The 20,158-nt window shown below is 31.5% G+C and carries 15 protein-coding genes; 8 read left to right on the top strand and 7 right to left on the bottom strand.

The window, feature by feature from the left end; genetic code table 11:
* Position 1 precedes the first annotated feature (1 nt).
* The 4 genes from AC27L2_RS10230 to AC27L2_RS10245 are packed head-to-tail and all read right to left on the bottom strand — an operon-like array spanning position 2 to position 5,149.
* On the bottom strand, positions 2–1,885 hold the full coding sequence (locus AC27L2_RS10230) for an ATP-binding protein (RefSeq protein ID WP_487211670.1): 1,884 nt from the start codon (positions 1,883–1,885) through the stop codon (positions 2–4).
* Positions 1,882–3,012, bottom strand: a complete 1,131-nt coding sequence (locus AC27L2_RS10235) for a cytochrome c3 family protein (protein ID WP_487211671.1) — start codon at positions 3,010–3,012, stop codon at positions 1,882–1,884. Before AC27L2_RS10235 ends, AC27L2_RS10230 begins: the two co-directional genes overlap by 4 nt.
* On the bottom strand, positions 3,012–4,247 hold the full coding sequence (gene nrfD, locus AC27L2_RS10240; protein ID WP_487211672.1) for an NrfD/PsrC family molybdoenzyme membrane anchor subunit: 1,236 nt from the start codon (positions 4,245–4,247) through the stop codon (positions 3,012–3,014). The genes AC27L2_RS10235 and nrfD overlap by 1 nt, the downstream gene beginning before the upstream one ends.
* The gene (locus AC27L2_RS10245) at positions 4,247–5,149 is read right to left on the bottom strand and encodes a 4Fe-4S dicluster domain-containing protein (RefSeq protein ID WP_487211673.1); all 903 of its coding nucleotides are present in this window, start codon (positions 5,147–5,149) and stop codon (positions 4,247–4,249) included. The genes nrfD and AC27L2_RS10245 overlap by 1 nt, the downstream gene beginning before the upstream one ends.
* 223 nt (positions 5,150–5,372) lie before the next feature.
* Here AC27L2_RS10245 and AC27L2_RS10250 point away from each other — a divergent pair, with 223 nt between their 5' ends.
* The gene (locus AC27L2_RS10250) at positions 5,373–7,445 is read left to right on the top strand and encodes a bifunctional 3-deoxy-7-phosphoheptulonate synthase/chorismate mutase (RefSeq protein WP_487211674.1); all 2,073 of its coding nucleotides are present in this window, start codon (positions 5,373–5,375) and stop codon (positions 7,443–7,445) included.
* Between the two features lie 659 nt (positions 7,446–8,104).
* Here AC27L2_RS10250 and AC27L2_RS10255 read toward each other — a convergent pair.
* A complete protein-coding gene (locus tag AC27L2_RS10255) occupies positions 8,105–8,644 on the bottom strand; it encodes a hypothetical protein (RefSeq protein WP_487211675.1) in 540 nt (179 codons plus the stop codon).
* Positions 8,645–8,742: 98 nt separating this feature from the next.
* On the opposite strand from AC27L2_RS10255, the gene AC27L2_RS10260 reads away from it, so the two are divergent.
* The gene (locus AC27L2_RS10260; RefSeq protein WP_353678258.1) at positions 8,743–8,997 is read left to right on the top strand and encodes a glutaredoxin family protein; all 255 of its coding nucleotides are present in this window, start codon (positions 8,743–8,745) and stop codon (positions 8,995–8,997) included.
* A 9-nt stretch (positions 8,998–9,006) separates the two neighbouring features.
* The gene (locus AC27L2_RS10265; protein WP_487211676.1) at positions 9,007–9,279 is read left to right on the top strand and encodes a co-chaperone GroES; all 273 of its coding nucleotides are present in this window, start codon (positions 9,007–9,009) and stop codon (positions 9,277–9,279) included.
* Between the two features lie 56 nt (positions 9,280–9,335).
* Here AC27L2_RS10265 and AC27L2_RS10270 read toward each other — a convergent pair whose 3' ends face one another.
* Positions 9,336–9,659: a cupin domain-containing protein gene (locus AC27L2_RS10270; protein WP_487211677.1), complete on the bottom strand. Its 324-nt coding sequence runs from the start codon at positions 9,657–9,659 to the stop codon at positions 9,336–9,338.
* Positions 9,656–10,816: a thiamine pyrophosphate-dependent enzyme gene (locus AC27L2_RS10275; protein ID WP_487211678.1), complete on the bottom strand. Its 1,161-nt coding sequence runs from the start codon at positions 10,814–10,816 to the stop codon at positions 9,656–9,658. The genes AC27L2_RS10270 and AC27L2_RS10275 overlap by 4 nt, the downstream gene beginning before the upstream one ends.
* 174 nt (positions 10,817–10,990) lie before the next feature.
* Between AC27L2_RS10275 and AC27L2_RS10280 the strand changes: the two genes are divergently transcribed.
* From AC27L2_RS10280 to uvrA, 5 genes are all read left to right on the top strand, one after another.
* A complete protein-coding gene (locus tag AC27L2_RS10280) occupies positions 10,991–12,811 on the top strand; it encodes a peptidylprolyl isomerase (RefSeq protein WP_487211679.1) in 1,821 nt (606 codons plus the stop codon).
* 2 nt (positions 12,812–12,813) lie between these two features.
* Entirely contained in the window at positions 12,814–14,139 is a 1,326-nt protein-coding gene (locus AC27L2_RS10285; RefSeq protein ID WP_487211680.1) for an extracellular solute-binding protein, read from the top strand.
* Between the two features lie 6 nt (positions 14,140–14,145).
* Complete coding sequence (locus AC27L2_RS10290; protein ID WP_487211681.1) at positions 14,146–15,618, top strand: sensor histidine kinase; 1,473 nt, start codon at positions 14,146–14,148, stop codon at positions 15,616–15,618.
* Positions 15,619–15,630: 12 nt separating this feature from the next.
* Entirely contained in the window at positions 15,631–17,091 is a 1,461-nt protein-coding gene (locus AC27L2_RS10295; protein WP_487211682.1) for a sigma-54-dependent transcriptional regulator, read from the top strand.
* 200 nt (positions 17,092–17,291) lie between these two features.
* On the top strand, positions 17,292–20,090 hold the full coding sequence (uvrA, locus tag AC27L2_RS10300) for an excinuclease ABC subunit UvrA (protein WP_487211683.1): 2,799 nt from the start codon (positions 17,292–17,294) through the stop codon (positions 20,088–20,090).
* The last annotated feature ends 68 nt before the right edge of the window (positions 20,091–20,158 follow it).

The following is a 20,158-nucleotide window of genomic DNA, read 5'->3' on the forward strand; positions in this document are numbered from 1 at the left end:
TCTACTCTTCCGGAAGTTTTATTGAAAATGTTGTCCCTTTTCCAATTTCACTTTGAACTGTGATAGTTCCATTATGATTATCGATTATTCCCCACACAACAGATAGACCAAGTCCTGTTCCTTTTTGTCCTTTTGTTGTAAAGAAAGGTTCAAAAATTTTATTGATATGTTCCTGAGGAATACCACAGCCTGTATCTGACACCTGAATTTCCACAAACTTTTTATTCCCTTTTTCATCAATGTAATGCCATCTTTGCCATTCATCATTAAATGAAGCACATCCTTCAAGATAACCTTGAGATGGAATTTCAATTTTGTAAACAGGTCCTCCGCATTCAGGACATTTTTCAAATTTATCAATTAATGATAAATCGCAAACTGGGCAGGAAAGTTTAATTGTTTCATTTTTTTCTATTGGAATTCCGAAATAATGTTTTGACCTTCCATAAACAGGGTCAAGGAATAAAAAGCCTTCGTTCCCATTTGTTTTCATTTTGATTTTGATTGAAGGTAAGCCGCCGATTTTGTGGTCGTTATCAATCAAATTATGATTTTTTGGACACAATGCTGCTTTTACATGAACTATTCCTTTTGGTGATAAAGTTGTTTGTGAAGTTTTAATTGTAATTGTTCCACCGTTTGGTCCAATAGCATCAATTGCGTTTAGAAGCAAATTTAAAATTACTTGTTGAATTTGATTTGCATCTGCAGTTATTCTCGGAAGCTTTTCATCAAATTCTTTTATCAATTTAATTTTGTTAATGTTGAGCTGATTGTGAACAACTGCATCGGCTTTGTTAATTACTTCATTAATGTCAATCAGACTTTTCTTTGGTGTGGATTGTCTTGCAAAATCTAAAAGGCTTTTTACAATTTCACGGCTTCGTAATGTCTCTCTTACAATCACATTTAGATCTTCCTGCAATTCTGGATTATCTTTAGTTCTTTTTAGAAGATAACTGCTGTAAGTCAATACTCCAGTTAATGGATTATTAATTTCATGAGCTACACCAGCAGCCAGTTTACCAAGTAATGCCATTTTATCGGATTGAAGCAGCTGCTGCTGAACCTCATTTAATTTTTTTGTCATGTTATTAAAAGATTTAGCAAGATAACCAAGTTCATCATTTCCCAAATCTTTTATTTCATAATTCAGATTTCCTGCAGCAATTTGATTTGTTGCTTTAACAAGTTCTTGAACGGGATAATCAACCCATCGTTTAACAAATATTCCAATTATAATTCCAATTGAAATAACTGAAACAATTGCAAAAAGCAATTCCTGAATTTCATTCTTTGTAATCTGCTTATCTACTTCTGCAAGAGAAATTGTAACATCAAGAACACCAAGCACAGTTGCATTTTTAGAGTGAGCATGACAATCTGCCTGCCAGCATGAATTCTCATTATAAATTGGATTAATTATTCCCATCACACGAGGTGAATTTGGCTTAGGCTTAAATATTCTTGTTCTTTCTTTGCTCGATAATTTTTCAAGTGGTTTGTTTTCTGTATGACATGCATAACAGCTTTCAGCTTTTTTATCGAGCATCTTTCCAATATCTTCAGGATTTGTAGAATAAATTATTTCCCCTTCTTTGTTGTATATTCTAATATTGTCGATTGCCGGGTCTTTTCCAATTGTTTTAACTATCTCATCAACATATTCTCTTTGATTAAGAAGCATCCCATATCGTGTACTGTTCTTTACTGTCTCGCTGAGCTGATTTGCATGCCGTTCGACTTCTGCAAGCAAGACCTGACTTTGAGACTTAATTTTAAAATATGAATTAATTCCAATGATAATTACAACAGTCAGACTTACAATCAATATCAACTTAAGTCCAATTTTTCTAAAGAATCCTATTTCGTTTAATCCATTCATAATTTTTTAATTAATTTTCCAGGTTTATCTTTTGGATAAGATTTATCGTCATGGCAATCTTCACAAGTTGGTTTTGAGTAAGTTGGTTCCTTATGACAATTGCTGCATTCCAATTCACCATGGGTTTCATCAAGCGCCAAACCTGTAACACTGTGTTTGAAATTTTCCCAGCTCCATGTTCCATGGCAGGAACTGCATTCATTTTTAAGTCCTGTAAATTTCCCTTTTGTTGTGTGACATCTATTGCAAGTTAACTTTGAATGAAACTTTGAAATATCAAAACTAGTTGCTGCAAAATGATTAAATGGTCCTTTCTCTTTATCTGAATGACATGATGAACAATTAGATTTTGAATCTGTATTATGACAATTAGAACATTTTTTATGAACTTCTTTCAATGATTTTTTAACTGCAGGAACAACTTTATTTTTGCTGTGGCATTTTACACAATTATCATTTTTATGACAATCACCACACTCAAATTTAAAAGTGTTGATATGTTCATCATGATAAAATGTAACAAGTTTACCTGATGTGCTTGAGGTAGTAAAAGTTATTTTAATGGGAGCTTTTACTTCAGGATGAATTCTTTTTGCAGTTAATTTTTTTGTATCAATTTTTAATGGGGTTTCTTTCCCTTTCAATTGGTGACAAACAATACAATCAGTGCTTCCGCTCCATGAACGATGACAATTCATGCACAGACGATGAAATGCTCCTTTCAAATCTGGCTTGCTTACATCAATTCTTTTTCTTTGAGATTCATGACATTCAGAACAAGCAATAACATTTCCAGGCGGATTATAATGATGGCATGTTCTGCATCCACCTGACATTTCTGCCATCTCTGCATGTGCAAGATGAGAAAATACTACTGGCTCATAAATATCTGTTTCGTTGATTTTATTTATAGTTAAAACCTTTGGTCCTTCTTCAGGTTTCTGGTCAATTCTAATCATGCTTTCGCGTGGACAAGCTTTAAGACATGGATTTTCCTTTGTTGGAATTTCGCACGAGTGGCATGTTGAACAATTCAAAGATTGAGTTGAATGATTTTTACTAATTTTTGTCTGTGCATTTAATGTAAATGAAAATGCCAGAATTATTAATAAAAATTTATTTTTCATTATGCACCTCTCACAGAAAATTTAGTTTGAGGCGTTACATACTGTGGAACACTTACAATCGGGAATATCATCACAAATGCTCTGAACAATAAAACTTCAAGAGCTACAAAGCCCAATGTAACTGCAATTTCACCAAGTGACGGGAAATACGAATGAAATTGATATGGAGGAGTATAAGCTACAATGAAATTATTAATTCGATTTAACAGAACTCCAAAAATTACAAGTAAAGAACCGATGAATAATCCAAGAGGTGTTTTTGTTAATTTTGGAGATAGAAAAATTCTTAATGGAACAATAATTCCAACCACTACTTCAATTGCAAAAAGAACACTTGCAGTATTAATCTCATTTAAGTAAACAAATGTTTTTCTAATTACCATATCTCCAATTTTAAATGAAAGATAAATTCCAAGCATTGGGGCAACCATACTTCCAAGATCAGAAAGAATCTTCATTTCAGGTTTTAATCCAAACGATTTTGAAGTTATCAATGATTCAAAAATTACCATTGGAAAACCAACTGAAATAGCAGAAAGCAAAAATAAAAGTGGAAGGATTGGTGTTTGCCATAGTGGATGCATTTTGGGTCCTGCAATTACCATTAGTGTTCCCAATGAAGATTGATGCAAACATGAAAGAACAACTCCTGCGATAATAAAAATGAACATCACTTTGTTAAGTGTTCTATCTAACAATCTTAATAATTTATCTATTGGTTTATTCAAGGCACTTAAAATTCCTGGAAGGTTAACTCTCCCAATAAATCTTTCAGTTACAATTGGCAAAAACTCGATATATAAAACACATAAATAAATCATAACACACATACCAACTTCAAAGAGAACGGAATTTCCATTCCACATAATTAATGGATGCCATATGTAATAATATCTTCCAAGGTCGAGAGCAACACTTAAAGCAACGAAAGTATAACCCAGCATTGCAGTTAATAAAGCAGGACGAACAATAACATGATATTCTTCCTTATGCATAATGTGTCCCAGAGCTGCTGTAGTAAAACCGCCAGCAGCAAGTGCAACCCCCGCAGCCACATCAATTCCTATCCAGATTCCCCAAGGATATTGATTGCTCAAATTTGTAACTGCACCTAAACCAAAAATTAATCGAAGAAATACAACAAATAAACCAATAGCAGCAAAAATGGTAAGAACAATTACTCCAGGAGTAAAAAATTTTTTACTTATCGGAGCCGGCTTCATAAAATTTTCCATTATTCTTCCTCCGGTTCTTTCTTTCTATTTTTATTAATCCACATTACAGCTCCAAGCAAAGCATAAAGTGCAACTGGCGGAACAAAGTATGCAAAAATTCCATGTTGAATTGCTTCACTTACACCTGGTGCAGGATTTCTTCCAAGTTTAGGAAATTGAAGTTCAGAAAAATCTTTGCTTGCCAAATAAAGCCAACTTGTTCCACCAACTTCGTATTCACCGTAGACATGATTTACATATCTTTCTGGATAAAGCCTGATTTTTTCATGAGCAATTTTTACAAGTTCTTCTCTTTTGCCGTAAGTTAAAGCTTCCATTGGACAAATTTCCACACATGCAGGCAACTTACCTTCTTTAGTCCTGTTAAAACAAAAATCACATTTTCTAATTTCTGGCTGAATTGCTTTACCAAATTCAAATGCAGGTATTTGAAATGGACATGCAACCATACAATATCGGCATCCAATGCACTTTTTTGTATCCCAGATTACAGAACCATTTTCTTCTTTTGAAAATGCACCAACTATACAAGCCGATACACATGCTGGATGGTCACAATGCATGCACTGAACTTTTACATTAACAGGAAAACCTCCTGATTCAGAGGGCGGATATTCATTTACAACTGTTAAAGCTTTGTCATCTGGTCTTCTCATTTTCTTAAATACACTTCTGTTATCATAAGCCTCAAGCGGCGGTGTAGGAAGATTATGTGCTACTTTACATGCCCATTCACATTTTCTGCAGCCAATACAAGCTGTAGTATCAACAAGTACTCCCATTCTGTTTTCGTCAAGAATATTTTTTGGTGCAGCTTTTAATTTTGATGAACTAAGTCCCGTTAACCCTGCACCAATTAAAGCTGATGTTTTTAGAAATTCACGGCGGGATTGATTTGCCATATTTTTATCCTCCGAACTCGGTGAGCTCATAAAAGATTAAAAAGACAATTTTCTAATTGGAGCAATATATCCATTTCAAAATTAGCAGATAGTTTCCTCTCTGTCAATTTTAATTTTTTTGAATCAATTTTTTTATTTTATTGAAAATTCTGCCTCCAAATCTTTTTTTAAGATGATAATTTTTTTAGATTCGCACAAAAATTAAATAAAATTAGAACATAAGATGGGAAAGAAAAAAGTAAACGACATTAAAGAACTGAGAGAGAAAATAAATCAAATTGATGAAAAAATAATTAAGCTCCTTTCAGATAGAAGAAATTTAAGTAAAGAAATTGCTCTGGCTAAAGAAATTAATAAATCCCCAATTAGAGACCAGAAAAGAGAAGAAGAACTTTTAAGAAGACTTATTAGATTAGGAAAGAAAGCAGGATTAGATTCCAATTTCTTATCCCGTGTTTTTTATGAAATTATAGAAGATTCAATTCGATTGCAGCAAAATTTTGTTCAATCAGGATTAAGTAAAAAAGGTGAAAAGAAAAAAACAATTACAATTGCAATTCAGGGGATTGAAGGTTCTTACAGTTATCTTGCATCACAAAAATTCTTTTCTCATTCAGATTATAAATTAAATTTTTTATTCAAGCGAAGATTTGATGAAGTTGTTGAAGCTGCAGAAAAAGGAGAAGCTGATTATGCTGTTCTTCCAATTGAAAATACAACTTCCGGTGGAATCAATGAAGTTTATGATTTACTTCTTCACACAACTCTTTCAATAATTGGCGAAGAAAAATTTCAGGTTAAGCATTGCTTTGTAGCTCTTGATGATATCCCATTTCAAAAAATCAAAAAGGTTTATGCACATTATCAAGCTGCAGCACAATGCAGTAAATTTCTGGAATCTCTTCCTCATATTTCTATTGAATATTTTGATGATACAGCAATGTCGGTTCAAAAAATTAAAGAGGAAGGAAATATTTCTCATGCGGCAATTGCAAGCGAAGAAGCTGCAAAATTATTTCGAGTAAAAATTCTTAAAAAAGATATTGCAAATCAACCGGAGAATTATACAAGATTTTTAATCGCTTCAAGAAAACCTCAAACAATTGATGAAAGAATTCCATGCAAAACTTCAATTGTAATGGCAACATCTCATACACCAGGTTCACTTGTTGAAGCATTAAATGTTTTCAGAAAATATAATGTTAATCTTACAAAACTTGAATCAAGACCAATAATTGGCAACCCATGGGAAGAAATGTTTTATCTTGATTTCGAAGGAAATATTGCAAATGAAACAATTCAAAAAGTGCTTGATGAATTAGGCCAGTACACTCGTTTTATGAAAGTTCTTGGAAGTTATCCTTCTCAAGAAGTTGAAAGAACCGCATTGCAATTTTCAAAAATAATAAGTGAAGAAAAAGATTTAAGCAAAGAAAATGCAACTGAAGTTAAAACTTCTGAATCAGAAAATGTTCAGAAAGCCCCTGCAATAATTAAATCGAAGAAAAGTTATAGACTTGCAAGCCGTGAATACAAAAGTGAAGATACAATAATCAAAGTAAAGAATGTTTTAATTGGAGGAAATAATTTTGTTGTAATTGCCGGTCCATGTTCTGTAGAAAATGAAGAGATGATAATGAAGTGTGCTCTGGAAGCCAAAGAAAATGGAGCTCATATTTTGCGCGGAGGATGTTTTAAGCCCAGAACTTCACCTTACAGTTTTCAAGGCTTGGGTTACGAAGGTTTAAAACTTTTAGCCGATGCAGGAAAATATTATGACCTACCAATAATTACAGAAGTAATGGACACAGAACAGGTTGAAGAAGTAGCCAAGAGTTCAGATATACTTCAAATTGGTGCACGCAATATGCAAAACTTTGCTTTGTTGAAAGAAGTTGGAAAAACTCATCGTCCAGTTATGCTCAAAAGAGGTTTAAGTGCTTCAATTGATGAATGGCTGAATGCTGCTGAGTATATTTTATCTCAAGGAAACAGACAGGTAATTTTATGTGAACGAGGAATAAGAACTTTTGAAACTGCAACAAGAAATACATTAGATTTAAGTGCAATCCCAGTTCTTAAAGAATTAACTCATTTGCCAGTAATTGTTGACCCATCGCACGCAATTGGCGAAAGGAATAAAGTAATACCACTTGCAAAAGCAGCAAAAGTTGTTGGTGCTCATGGGATTATGGTTGAATTTCATCCCGATCCACCAAATGCTTTAAGTGACCCTGACCAGGCATTGTATTTCAGTCAATTCGAAGAACTGATGAGAGAGTTATATAAGTTATAATTCGTTAGAAAATTAATCTTTTTGAAAATATTATTGGATTAAGGTAGCAAATGCCTTTACGAGTTTTAATTTATAAACGCAAAGCTACCTCTTAATTTTTTTAATTCTTGCTAAGACACCAAGCTGCAAATTTTTCTTTTAATCTTGTATTCTTAGCCTCTTGTCGTGATTAGATTTTTTAGTCAATCCAAATTAAAAGTCATCTGAACTAAGTGAAGAAACTCGATAAAAACCATAAATCCCGACGATTTTAGTCGTGACGAAGCAATCTCAATGGTTTTAGTTTCTCGCAAAGCCGCAAATCAAAAAAGTTTTTCTTTGTTTCTTCGCGTGAAATGATTTTTGATTCTTCAGTCACCCTGCCAAAGAAGGATGAAGAATCTTTGAATAATGGATTATGCAAACAAGTCTTTCTGAGCGGAGCGAAGAATCTCATATAAAATTGTGAAGCAGAAATTAGATTATTCGTCGCACACCAAGTACGGAGTCCTCAAAAAGACGATATTTAAAAATCATTTTGAGTCCACCACAGGCAGATGAAAAATCTCTAAAAAATCTTTGCGCTCTTAGTGTTCCCAGCGGTTTCATTATAAAACTGATTGTGTCATACATTCATAACAAACAAAGAAAATAGAAAATTAACAAGTGAATTAAAAAAATTATAGTTTCATTCTCCCTTGCAAATAAATAATGTAATAATTTGCATTTGTTTTTGTAAATCCCATTCCATAGTCAAGTCCCAATCCAAGTTGAAAATTTGATTTATTGATTTGCCAGAAATCAATTCCTGCAGTTAAACTAAACGAAATCCCGGGTTGCCAAACATTTGTATCGCTTAATGTTCTGTCATTCAAATAAATTATTCCAAATCCTTCTTCCATAAAAAAATATTGATAAATATTTTGTTGAATCATTCCTTTCAGTGAGTATAATTTTATAAATGGATAATATCTTCCCATTCGTTCTTCAGGTATAAAATATTCTATTTTTCTAAAGTAGCTGAATCCTGTTCGAAAAAACACATCATCAGAAAACCATAAATTAAAATCGAAAAACAAAGAACCCCCAACACTTGCAATAGATGATGTATTCCCTTTTATCTCTCCGATTCCAGCATAGGTTCCTGCGTTGAAATTGCTGACCTGCGCATATAATGGAATTGAAATAAAGAACAAAAAATAAATTAGAGACTTTTTCATATTGCTCATGATTTCATACTTTTTATGACAATATACCAAATAATATTTTGAATCTTTCAAAAAATTTTTTCATCTAACCATGCAAAAAAGGTTTTAATATGGCAGTAACATCTCAACCAAAAGTAATAATTTTTTCTACACCAACATGCAGTTTTTGTAATGCAGCAAAAAGATATTTCAGAGAAAAGAATATTCGATTTACAGATGTCGATGTTTCTAAAGATGAAGCAGCAGCAAGAGATATGATGCGAAGAACTGGACAAACAGGTGTTCCTGTAATTCTAATTAATAACAGACCAATAATTGGATTTGATAAACAAAAAATCAATCAGATGTTAAACATAAAAGATTAGGAGACCACTATGAAAATTAAACCACTTGACGACAGAGTTCTTGTTGAACCAATTGAAGAAGAATCAAAAACAACATCGGGAATTATAATTCCTGATACAGCAAAAGAAAAACCAAGAATGGGAAAAGTAATTGCTGTTGGGACAGATGAAGATTTGCGTGAAAAAATTAAAGAAGGTGACAGAATATTATTTGCTAAATACGGCGGCGAGGAAGTAAGCGCTAATGGCAAAGAATTAAAAATTATTCCTCGTTCCGACATATTAGCTGTTGTAGAAGATTAGTCAATTGGTGCCCCCTGTAATAAGCGGTGTGGATTTTTTTAATTCATGCCGCTTTTTTAATAATAAAGTGTAAGCCAATAAGTTAATTTATCACTGTCTGTTTTTTCAACTCTATGTTTTACATGTGCAGGAATTATCAGATAATCACCAGGTTTTAATTCTACTGAATAATTATTTTCAAATAATATTTCAGCACTCCCGCTTAAAAGCAGAACAAATTCATTTTGATTTTGGTTATACCAAAATCCCTCCGGCGATGAGTGTGCCTTTGAAATGATTCTTTCCATTCGAAAATTTTCTGCAATTAAAATATCTTCAAAAAATTCTTTTGATAAATCTTCCGGAATATTTTCAAAAATATTTTTTACTTCTATTTTCATTCGGGATAATCTACTATAATAATTTTTAATTCATTAGAAGATGAAGCTTCGTGCAGAACTGTGTCAATTTCAAATGGGTCATCTGGGTTTGAAATAGCAAGCAAATATTTTTCATAACCTGCAAGAAGATGTCTTAACAGTTTTCTATGAATCGGCTGATTCCCTGTTGATGCAGCTTTTTTGTTATAAAATATAACAATCTTCAAAGGAATCTCTCTGTTAAATGCTTCGAGAAGTCCAAGATGTCCTGCAGATATAAAACTAAAATCACCTGTTAAAGCCCAAACATTTTTCTTGCCTGCAAGATAAGCACCAATTGCAAGAGGTATACTTCCTCCCATGTAAGTTACAATATCAATGCAATTATAAGGAGGAAAAGCAAACGAACTTGATGAGCCAGTATCTCCTGTTGCAATATCTCTTTTGATATTTTTAAAAACATCAAAGAAAGGAATATACTTTATAGCTCCAGCTTTTACTTTTTCAGTTAAACTTTCGGGTACAACTGGCAATTCCGGTCGAATTACTGCTTCTAAATTTCCATTAAGTTTTTTTGCTATAAACAATTTGTATTGATAATCTGCAAGAAGAGGATTGACAACATGTGAATACACATTTCTCTCGTATGAAAAATTTTTTTTAAGATTTTGTTTGGAAGCAAACTCAATTTCTGATTTAACACTTAGTGCATCAACAATAACAGCTACAGGCATTTTTCTTCTTTCCGATTCTAAAAATCCATTGACAATATCATCATAAACAGTTTCGTTCTTTGAAACAGTAAATGGCATGCTCATCCCTTCAAGAATCGGAGTAATTTCAAGTATATTGTCTGAATGTTTGCCTGATTTATCATCAAAGATTATTGTAACAAATCCAGCAGTTGGTTCTGTGTAGAGTGAATCACTCACACTGTTTGCTGCTTTCATCAATCCATGAGCTTTCATCAAGACAGCTGCACGTTTACCAATGATACTTGCACCATGCGCTATTGTATAGGCAACTTCTTCATGAAATGAAATTTTAAGGCTTCGCATTGTTAATTCATTATAGAATTGAAATGTTTCACTGGCACCATAACCAGGAACAAATGTAACTATTTCAACTCCCAAATCATTTAATGCATGAGCTATAGCCTGATATACTGCAGCTTTCATTTTATATATATCAAATTATTTTAACATTAAGATAAAATAAATTCTGTATTTTTATTACTGAAAAATAATTTGAAACTTATTTTGTTGTGTTACTGTGACTTCTATTTTTATGACTTTTATTTTTTATAATCTTTAGATATTATTAATGATTGATTAATATTTTTAAGTGAATATATGTTTAATAAGTCTCTTTCATTTATAATATTTCTTCTTACAATATTTTGTTTTTCTAATTTATCAGCTCAATCAGAAAATGAAATAATCGCAAAAGCAGGTAATATTAAAATAACCAAAAAAGAATTTATTCAACGTTATGAATTTTCTCCTCATGCTCAAACAGAAACTGCTTTTGATACTGCAACAATAAAAAGAGATTTTCTATATACCCTTTTAGCCGAAAAATTACTTGCACAAGATGCAATAAAACAGAATTTAGATAAATCAGAAGATTTCACTTATCTAATGGATTATCTCCAAAACATTTATCTACGAGATGCGCTTTACAAAAAAGAAATCAAGGATAAAGTTGTAATAACTGATTCGGCTTTTTTTGAAGGAACAAATAAGATGTTGAAAACTCTAAAAGTAAAATTCATCTTTTCTGTTGATGAAAATGAAATAAAAGAAATTTATTCATCACTTATAAATGGAGCATCTTTTGATTCATTATTAGCACTGAGACCGGAAAATTTAGAACAGAAAAATTATGCCGAAGTAACTTTTGGTAATATGGCTCCAGAAATTGAAGAACAAATCTTCAAACTTATGCCAGGTGAATTTACATCTCCGGTAAAATTAAAAGAAGGTTGGTACATTTGTAAAGTTTATGATGTTATTAAAAAAAACGACCTCAATTCTTCAGATATTTCAAGAATTAAAAAGATAATTGAATCAAGAACAGAAGATAAACTCTATCAAGAATTTTATAATAAATTCTTCAAAGGAATCAATGTAAATGTTGACCGTCCTTTATTCGAAAAGTTATCAATCGAGATTTTTAATTTTATAAAACAAAATCAAAATTATTTCAACGATAAAAAAAATAAAAAACTTAGATTTTCAGAAACAGAGTTTTCACAAATACAAAAATCTTTTTCAAATGAAGAAATTAATCTTCCCTTTGTAAAATTTGAAGATTCTCCAGTTTCACTAAAATATTTTCTAAAAAACTTGAGCTTTACAGGGATTGATTTTGATTCAGCAAGCATTGATGATATCAAAAGCAAATTGAATAACTTTGTAAGCAGTTTTATCCGAAATGAGTTATATGCAAGAGAAGCTCGCAAACGAGGTTACGATAAACTGCCTGATGTTTATGAAGAATTAAATATGTGGAAAGATTATTATTTATCGCGTTTGAGAATGAAAGAAATTTTCAAAAAGCAAAATGTAAGTGATGAAGAAGCAAAAGAATTTTACCTGAAAATGAACAGAACTATTGAAGAACCAGACAGTATCAATATTGCTGAAATAAATTCAGATAATCTTGAAACAATCGAGCAAATATTAAATGAATTAAACAATGGTATCAGCTTTGATGAGATGCAGAAAAAATTTTCTAATTCAAAAATATCAGGATTAAAACCAGTAAATGAATTTGGAGAAATTGGAAAAGTTGCATCAAGTATGAATAAAGGTGATGTTTATGGTCCAATTAAAACTGAATCTGGATACTCCATTATAAAATTGCTCGACAAAAAGAAAGGAGCCAGAAAGAAAATCGAAACTTTTGAAGAAGCAAAAGATGATATAAAAAATATTATTCAAACAAAAAAAATGTACAATGAACTTGATAAAATTACCGCCAAGCTTGCAGTTGATAATGGTATTGAAATAAACGAAAATGTTCTTAAGTCAACTAAAGTTTCGAACATAAATATGCTTGTATTTAGAAGATTTGGATTTGGTGGACAGCTTATTGCAGTTCCTTATGCACCGATATTTTCTACATGGTATAAAATTTACCAGCAAATGAGAAAGGAATTATCTTTTTAGATATGAAAACTTTAAAACCATACATGAAAACTTTCTATTTCTCTGTAACTGCAATTACTTTTCTTGTTCTATCAGTTTTTATTTTCATGTACATATTTGGGAATCTTGCAGATTACAAAGATGGGGGACCAAAAAAAATTTATTTTGCAGATAACATCTCAGCAAGTCATAAATATGCAATAGAAAAATTCAATGAACTTCATAAAGGGAAAATTGAAGTAGTACCAATTGATTTATCTTTCGAAAAATTTCAAACTAATGAAAGAAAAGAATTATTGATGAGATATTTGAGAAGCAGAAGTGACAGACTTGATATTTTTTCAATAGACCAGATATGGGTTCCGCGTTTTGCAAAATTTGTAGAACCGCTCAGTAATTATTTTTCAACAACTGAAAGAGAGAATATAATTCCATATGCACTTGAATCTTGTTTTTATAAAAATCAGCTTGTAACAATTCCTCTTTATATTGATGTGAGTGTAATGTATTACAGAAAAGATTTATTAAAAAATTTGAGCGACTATAAAGAAATTAAAAACAATATAGACAACTCAATTACATGGGAAGAATTTATCAAACTCGGTCAAAGAATGAAAAACCAGGGCTATCCATTTTATTTATATCAGGCAGAAGCATTTGAAGGATTGATGTGCAGTTTTGTTGAACTCATTGAATCTCAAAATTCAAAAATACTTGAAGGTGATTCTCTAAAATTAAACACACCTCAAGCTAATAGAGCCCTTCAGTTACTTGTTGACCTTGTAAACAAATACAAACTTTCGCCAAAAGAAATTACTAATTTCAAAGAATACGATACTTATTATTATTTTATTGATAACAATGGAATATTTTTGCGCGGCTGGCCTGGTTTATTAAAATGGTATGAAACTAAATTCAACGATAAAAGTTTTGCAGATAAAATTGAAACAGCACCTCTACCTCATTTCAAAGATGGTTCGAAAAAAAGCATAATCGGCGGTTGGAATTTGATGGTTTCAAAATATTCTACAAAAAAAAGCGAAGCAATTGAATTTATCAAATTCTTAATTCAAGAAGACATTCAAAAAAAATTTTATGAACTCGGCGGTTATCTGCCAATTAATAAAAAAATTTATGAAGACAAAAATTATTTAAAGCAAAATCCCGAATTAAGTTTTTACAAATCAATTTTTAAAACATGTACACGCAGACCATTTCTTGAAAAGTACACTCGATATTCTGATATAATTACTTACTATCTTAATCGTGCAATAAAAAATGAAATTTCTGTAAACGATGCTTTAAGCAATGCTGAAAAAATAATTAACTCAGAAGCAAGCTTTAAATAATGTATTATGGATAATTTTTTTGAAAATCTTAAAAAATATCACTTTGAATTCAAGCATCTGACAGTTTTGTTTGTCGGCTTAATAATTTTCCAATTGATTTTATCTTTTGTGCATAAAACTTCTCTGCGCAATTTTGTTGAAAATGCCCAGGAATGGTATCAAAAAAATTCTGCGGAAAGATTGGCTAATTTAACAACAACTTCACTTGAATTATTTTATGAAACTGTAAAAATGAGAAAAACAATTGACCCGAATGAAAAGCGCAGGATTATTCAATTCTTTGATATAATTCTAAATCAACAAATACTTCAGCAGAACATTGAAGAAATTTGTCTTCTCGTTGGGGAAGGAAATAAAATAAAAGCAATTGACAACGGCAATGATTTATTTGCGATTATGTTTGAACATAAAGAAGGCAGCAACAATTCTTCGCGTCATCGTTCTGCAATCGAATTATACAAAAAAGTAAAAAGTGAATTAATCGGCAGTGAACAGATTGTAAACATTTTACTAAACAAAAATACTTATCACATATTTGTTCCTTTTGTGCCTAATGGTGAATATGCAGGTGCATTATACATTCGTAATACTCCTGATTTTTCTTTTATTCAAAGAGAAATGGTTTCGAGCTATGAAGAAACATCAATAATTTATTCTGCACTTTTTTTGCTTGGACTGCTTGCAATGTATTACATTTCAACTTACACAGTGAAAGAAAGAGATGAAGCTCAAAAGCTTTTAATGGAAGAACATGAAAGAAACATTAAACAACAAATTGAACACGAAAAAGAATCAATGTTTACAAAAAGAATTTATCACACACATCACAAAGCAGAAAAAGTGATGGGCTTTATCAAAGAAGATTTAAGAACACTTTCTACAGAAAATATAGATGAGGTTAAATATCGGGCAACAAAATATTCGAACTTTATTTCTCGTGTAATTTATGATATGAAATGGTATGAACCGCCAATTCAAACAATTCGAAATCCATCTTTTTCAACAGATTTAAATGAAGTAATAAAATTTATGGTTGAAAATATTTTCAACAGAACTTCAAGGAAATCAAAATCTTTTGAAATAAAATTGAATCTTGATGAAAAAGTTCCTAAAGTAAATATTAATGAATTTGTAGTTTGGGAAATTTTAGAACCATTAATTCAGAACAGTATTGACCATGGCGGCGATACTGGATTGTTAATTACAATTACAACCAAGTATAATCCGGAAACAAAAATTTCCAACATTATAATTGAAGACAACGGAAAAGGAATTAAACCCGAACTATTAGAAGTAAATGAAAAAGGAATCAAAAAAATTTTTCTTGAAAATGTATCTACAAAAAATTTGTCTCATGCCAACAGCGGTTACGGCTGCTATATAGCTTATGAAATTTCCAAACAAAGGTGTGGATGGGATATTGATGCAGAAAATCTGCCGGAAAAAGGCTGCAGATTTACAATAACAATTCGAAATTAATTTGGAGCAACAATGAATAAGTATGAACAAATCAAAATATTGCTTATTGAAGATGAAGATTTTGATGTTCGACGTGTTGAAAACACAATTAAACCTTTTGCCGATAGAATAAAAATTTGTGAAGTTGTTTCAGATGGAAAATCGGCTCTTGAACTTCTGGAAGCAGACAAAAATAATTTTGATGTTGTAATAATGGATTATCAAATTGCAGGCGGCCTGCACGGTGAATATCTAATCAAAAAAATAAAGGATTTTGATCCATCACTTCAAATTATTGTAATCACAAAAATGACTGTAAATGTAACAGATTATGAATTTGCACACAGTCTAATTGAAGCAGGAGCATTCTGGTATTGCACAAAATATCCTGGAGATATCGAAGAACACATTTATCAGCCAACAGATTTTATAATGTCAATCTTTAATGCTTATGAAAAAAGAAAATTAATTAAAGAAAAACAGAAGTCAACACAAAAATTAAGAAAGAATGTTGATGATATTCTATCTTCAAAAAAAATTATTGGAGTTTCTCAAACTGCAGAACATTTAAGAGAACAAATAAAAAAATATTCAAACAGCAATGTGCCTGTTCTAATTACAGGATTATCCGGAACAGGAAAAGAACTTGTTGCATACAATATTCATTACAACAGTCCAAGAAAATATGAAAACTTTGTTCCAATAAATTGCGGTGGTATACCAGACCAATTAATTGAAAGTGAGCTATTTGGTTATGAAAAAGGTGCATTTACAGGGGCAGAAAAAAGTAAACCCGGATTATTTGAAATAGCAAACAATGGAACAATTTTTTTGGATGAAATTTCAGAATTGCCGCTTTCATCTCAAGTAAAATTGCTTCGCGTGCTTCAGGATGGCGAAGTTGAAAAACTTGGCAGAACTGATAAAATTAAAGTTGATGTTAGGATAATTTCTGCAACAAATAAAAATCTTGAAGAGGAAGTAAAAGAAAAAAGATTTCGTGAAGATTTGTATTATCGATTGAATGTTATCAATATTCATATTCCACCACTAAGAGAAAGGAAAGAGGATATAATTTGTTTGATTGATTATTACATGAATCAATTCGCAATTGAAATAGGAAGAGAAGCCCCTGTAATCTCAGAAGATGCAATGAAATTACTTGTTGATTATGATTGGCCTGGAAATATTCGTGAACTCAAAAATCTTGTTCAGCGCCTATTATTTTTTGATGATAAAATAATTACTCCAAAACTAATTGAAACTGCACTTGGCAAAAAAATAAATGAACTTGAAGACTACTTTGGAAATGAAGGAATAAGTTTTAAATCTCCAAATGGTCCTTTACCACTTAAACAAATGGAAAGAATTTTCCGTGAAAAATATTTTAGATATATCAGAAGCAAAGTAAATTCTGATCAGGAAGCTGCATCAATTCTTGGCTTAGCACCACCAAATTATCACAGAATGTGCAAAGAGTTAGGGTTGAAGTAGGAGTGGTTTAGGGTTAAAGGTTGCAGATTGAAGGTTTCGTGTTAAAAATTAGAGTTTAGGGTTGTCAGTTAAAGATTATATATGTATTACTCCACTTATTTCATCATTCCATTATTCCACTTATTTCTATTTCTTGCTCCAATCAATTTCAAAAAAGTTTTAGTAATTTATAGGTTACGATTTCATAACTTCATCAAAAAATGAAAGAAGATAAAGAAATACAAAGCCAGAAAATTATAATTAAAGGAGCGCGGCAGCATAATCTTAAAAATATATCTCTCGAAATTCCCAAAAATAAATTAGTTGTTTTTACAGGTGTAAGCGGAAGCGGCAAATCTTCTCTTGTATTTGATACAATTTATGCAGAAGGACAGCGCAGATATGTCGAGAGTTTGTCTTCCTATGCAAGACAATTTTTAGAAAGAATGAACAAGCCTGATGTAGATTTTATCTATGGAATTTCACCAGCTGTTGCTATTGAACAAAAAACAGGAGCTCGTAATCCGAGGTCTACTGTAGGAACCAGTACAGAAATTTATGATTACTTAAGGCTGTTATTTTCTCGAATTGGCAAAACTATCTGCTTTAACTGCGGCAATGAAGTAAAAAAAGATACAGTTGCAACTGTATCTCAATGGCTCGAAACACAAAATGAAGAAGATAAATTTTATATTGGATTTCCAATTCATTATCACGAAGGAAGGACAATCGAAGAAGAAATTGATTTATTAAAGAAGAAAGGATTTTTCAGAATTTTTTATAAAAATGAATTGATTGATATCAACTCTCAACCGATTGAAGAAATTAAAGCCAAGATTAATCACAATTCTAAAAAAGAAATTATTATAGTTCTTGACCGATTCAAAATCAAAAAAGGAAAAGTAAGAGAAACTCTTGCTGAATCAATTGAAATTAGTTTCAAAGAAGGGGAAGGAAGATTAACAATTATAAATGCAGATAAAAATGAATTAAAACATTTTACAAAATTTTATGAATGTTGCGGAATTAGATACGAAGAACCCGAACCGCGATTTTTTTCCTTCAATAATCCTTTTGGCGCATGTCCTGTTTGTCAGGGATTTGGCAAAACAATGGATTATGACATGAATCTGATTGTTCCAGACCCAAACTTAAGCATTAGCGAAGGTGCCATTGCTCCATGGAGAACCGTTAAGCATAGTTCATATCTGCGAGATTTAATTAGAAATAACAATGGCAGAATTCCTCTTAATATTCCATTCAAAAATTTAACACAGGAACAAATAAATCTTTTAAAAGAAGGATTCGGTGGATTTGCAGGAATTAATGGTTTTTTTAAACATCTTGAAGAAAAAACTTACAAGATGCACATAAGAGTTCTTTTAAGTAAATACAGAGGTTACACAACATGTTCTGCATGTCGAGGTTCCCGATTACGACGTGAAGCTCTTCAAGTTAAAATTGCCGATAAATCAATTCATGATATCGTTCAAATGTCAATCGAGCAGGCTTACGAATTTTTTAAAAATCTAAAGCTCAGTGAAACTGAAAAAGCTATTGCCAAAAGAATCCATGATGAAATTTTAAAACGGCTTACATTTTTAAATGATGTAGGACTTGGATATCTTACGCTTGACAGACTCAGCAGCACACTTTCCGGGGGAGAAACTCAAAGAATAAATTTAGCCACTTCACTCGGTTCTGCATTAATGGGAACTCTTTATGTTCTTGATGAACCATCAATTGGACTTCATCCAAGAGATAATTCAAGATTAATAAAAATCTTAAAATCTCTTCGTGATTTAGGAAATACTGTTCTTGTAGTTGAACACGACCCTGAAATGATGCGGGCTGCAGATTTAATTTTTGACATGGGTCCTCGCGCAGGAATTCATGGCGGTGAAATTATTGCCAAAGGAACTTATGATGAGATAATTAAAAATGAAAAATCTCTTACAGGAAAATATTTATCAGGCAAACTAAAAATTCCAGTTCCTCATACAAGGAATACAAAAAAAACCGAATCAATAAAAATCATTGGGGCAAGAGAAAATAATCTTAAAAATATTACAATAGAAATTCCATTAAGAAAATTTGTTGTAATAACTGGAGTAAGTGGTTCAGGCAAAAGCACATTAGTTCATGATGTTTTATATGGCGGTTTAGTAAAACATTTTGGAGGCAATCCGCCTAAATTAGGTAAATTCGATTCCATCGAAGGGACAAGATACATTGATGATGTTGTAATTGTTGACCAATCACCAATTGGAAAATCTCCTCGCTCAAATCCAATCAGTTATGTAAAAGGTTTTGAATTAATTCGAGAACTTTATGCTTCTACTCCTCAAGCAAGAGCAAGAGGTTATAAACCCGGATTTTTCTCGTTTAATGTCCCAGGTGGAAGATGCGAAACTTGCGAAGGAGAAGGATTCGTAAAAATCGAAATGCAGTTTCTTGCCGATCTCTATCTTGAATGCGATGACTGCAAAGGAACAAGATTCAAAAAAGAAGTTAGAGAAATTACTTACAAAGGAAAAAATATTGTTGATGTTCTCAACATGACAGTTGATGAAGCTCTTGAATTTTTTGTTAATCATGATAAAATAGTTTCAATACTGAGAGTACTTTCTGATGTAGGATTGGGTTACATAAAACTTGGTCAACCATCTACAACATTATCTGGAGGTGAGGCACAAAGAGTAAAATTAGCTTATTATCTTTCACAACAAAGAAAAAATCAACATACGCTTTTTATTTTTGATGAACCTACGACTGGCTTACATTTCGATGACATAAACAAGCTTTTAAAATGTTTTCATGTTTTAATTGCAAATAAAAATTCAGTTGTAATAATTGAACACAATTTAGATGTAATTAAATGTGCAGATTATATAATTGACCTCGGACCAGAGGCTGGTGATAAAGGCGGTGAAATTGTAGCAACTGGAACACCTGAAGAAATTGCTGATAATCCCAAATCATATACAGGTCAATTTCTTAAAAAAGTTTTAGAGAATTAACTATTTATTAAAAGCTTTCTCTTTCTTTTACCACTGTTTCTTATCATATTACAAAAAAATTTTTTTAG

It is taken from the genome of Rosettibacter sp. KY25 (assembly GCF_057554405.1).